Source organism: Kitasatospora sp. NPDC007106, from assembly GCF_040634455.1.
GTDB classification, from domain to species: Bacteria; Actinomycetota; Actinomycetes; order Streptomycetales; family Streptomycetaceae; genus Kitasatospora; species Kitasatospora arboriphila.
Genome location: NZ_JBEYFP010001006.1, coordinates 1 through 1,994, shown reverse-complemented (window position 1 = coordinate 1,994; position 1,994 = coordinate 1). Strand labels below are relative to the sequence as shown.

The following is a 1,994-nucleotide window of genomic DNA, read 5'->3' as shown; positions in this document are numbered from 1 at the left end:
GGGACGGCCGCGGCGGTGGACTTCCGGGTGCTGCTGTCGGCCGGGGGCTCGCAGGCGACGGCGCCGGCGAGCAGGCAGGCGGCGGCCAGGGCGAGGGTGATGGGGCGCATGGGGTCCTCTGTGGAATGAGCGGTGAGGGCCAGAACGTATCGATGTACCGGTCGGTAGAACGACGGGTTCCTGTTCCGTGATGTCCGTGAGACCGGTCGGTGACGGATCGTCAGATTCGGTCATCTTCGGTCACTGGTTGACCGGTCAATCGGACGGCCCGAGCAGGCAGCGGAAACAGCAGGGGCGAGCACGGCGGACAGTCACGAAAAGGGCGTTCTGCTACTCGTCGTAGCCGGCCCCGGGCCGAGTGGCGTCACCCTCCGGGCTGCGGGACCATGGCAGTTGGGGGTATCGGAGCAGCATGGAGGAACCGATGGAGCTCCGGAACGATTTCACGGACGATCAGAAGAAGGTGATCGACGAGGTCACCGCGGAGCTGGAGGATCTGATTCTCGATCAGGTCCGAAAGGCCCATGCAGAGGCGCGGGAGAAACTGGCGGCCGCCGGAGTCCATGTCGATCCTGAAGGCCGCTACTGCCACAATTGCCTGAATTCAGCACACCCTTGCGACGGCTACGTCCCGGGCTTCATGGGGCAGTGCAAGAGATACAGCTGCCATCACAGCGATGCCGTCCACAATCATCCGTGCTAGGGGCCCCGAAGCCGGCACGGGCCGCCTCGGCGGCCCTGCGGCGCGATCCTCCGCCGCAGGGCCGCCGTCCGGTCAGCGCTTGGTGATGGCGATGTGACGGATGTTCACGGGCAGGTTCGGGAAGCCGTCGCCGGGGTTGTTCTGGTCGTCCTCGCCGCCCGCGGCGATCTTCTGCAGGACGTCGAGGCCGGCGGTGACCTGGCCGAACGGCGTGTAGTTGGGCGAGAGCTTGGTGTCCTTCCAGACGAAGAAGAACTGGCTGCCGTTGGTGTTCGGGCCGGCGTTGGCCATGGCGACGGTACCGGCCGGGTAGGTGGCGCCCTCCAGGTTCTCGTCCGGGAACGAGTAGCCGGGGCCGCCGCTGCCGGTGCCGGTCGGGTCGCCGCACTGCAGGACGAAGATCCGCTGTGTGGTGAGCCGGTGGCAGTGGCTGCGGTCGAAGTAGTCGTGCTCGGCCAGGAAGCGGAACGAGAAGGTGGTGCACGGGGCCTTGTCGGTCAGCGCCTTGAAGGTGATGGTGCCCTGGCTGGTCCGCAGTGTCGCGCTGTAGGGCTTGGCGGCCTTCTTGGCGTCGAAGACGGGGATGCCCTTGAAGTTGTCGGCCGGGACCGCCGGCGTGTAGCTGCAGGCGGTGGCCGCCGTCGGGGTGGCGGCGGCCGGCAGGGCGACCGCCGCGGTGCTGGACAGGGCCATCGGCAGGGTGATCAGGGCGGTGAACAGGGCCCAGGTCTTGCGCTTCACGTGGCAGCCTTCCGGGTGGAGTTGGCGCGGACCCGTCATTCATGCCCGCCCGGACGGCACCCATGCACCGCCCTGGTGTGCACCCATGACCTTGAGGACGCGCCGTGGTCGTCAGGAGGCCGGCGGGGTCCGGTCGGCGGGCAGGCCGGACCGGGTGAGGACGGTGGCGAGGCTGTGGTGGTCCTCGTCGGCGACGATCCGGCCGTGGGTGTCGAGGTCGAGGCGGGTGGTCATCGGCACGGCGAAGGCCTTGGGCGCGGCCTTGAGGTGGCCGGCGTGGACCGCCTCGACGGTGATGCGGCTGCCGTGGCGGTGGGTGGTGCGGACGGTGACGTGCACGTCGGCGATCAGGCTGTCCGCGCGGGCCTTCCAGCCGGAGATCTCCTGGCGGCCGCGGAAGGTGATGCCCACGGCGAGGTCGGTGTAGGTGCCGTCGACGGTGAACAGGGCGCCGAGTGCCTGCGGGTCGGTGCCGTTCCAGGCGCAGGCCCAGGCGGCGGCGATCCTCGGCAGGTGCCCTTCGGTGCCCTGCGCGGCGGGGCGATGGCGG

The 1,994-nt window shown here is 69.5% G+C and carries 3 protein-coding genes; 1 reads left to right on the top strand and 2 read right to left on the bottom strand.

Annotation, left to right across the window (positions count from 1 at the left end; genetic code table 11):
• The first annotated feature begins 424 nt into the window (after window positions 1–424).
• On the top strand, window positions 425–703 hold the full coding sequence (locus ABZ641_RS35095; protein ID WP_359988443.1) for a hypothetical protein: 279 nt from the start codon (window positions 425–427) through the stop codon (window positions 701–703).
• A gap of 72 nt (window positions 704–775) precedes the next feature.
• Here ABZ641_RS35095 and ABZ641_RS35090 read toward each other — a convergent pair whose 3' ends face one another.
• Entirely contained in the window at window positions 776–1,444 is a 669-nt protein-coding gene (locus ABZ641_RS35090) for a peptidylprolyl isomerase (protein ID WP_359988441.1), read from the bottom strand.
• Between the two features lie 111 nt (window positions 1,445–1,555).
• Window positions 1,556–1,994 (bottom strand): nuclear transport factor 2 family protein (locus ABZ641_RS35085; RefSeq protein WP_359988439.1); only part of this gene is annotated, 439 nt, incomplete at its 5' end.

What these genes read in the sequence shown, in the direction of transcription:
- ABZ641_RS35095 (WP_359988443.1), top strand. Translation starts at nt 425, where the DNA reads ATGGAGCTCCGGAACGATTTCACGGACGATCAGAAGAAGGTGATCGAC.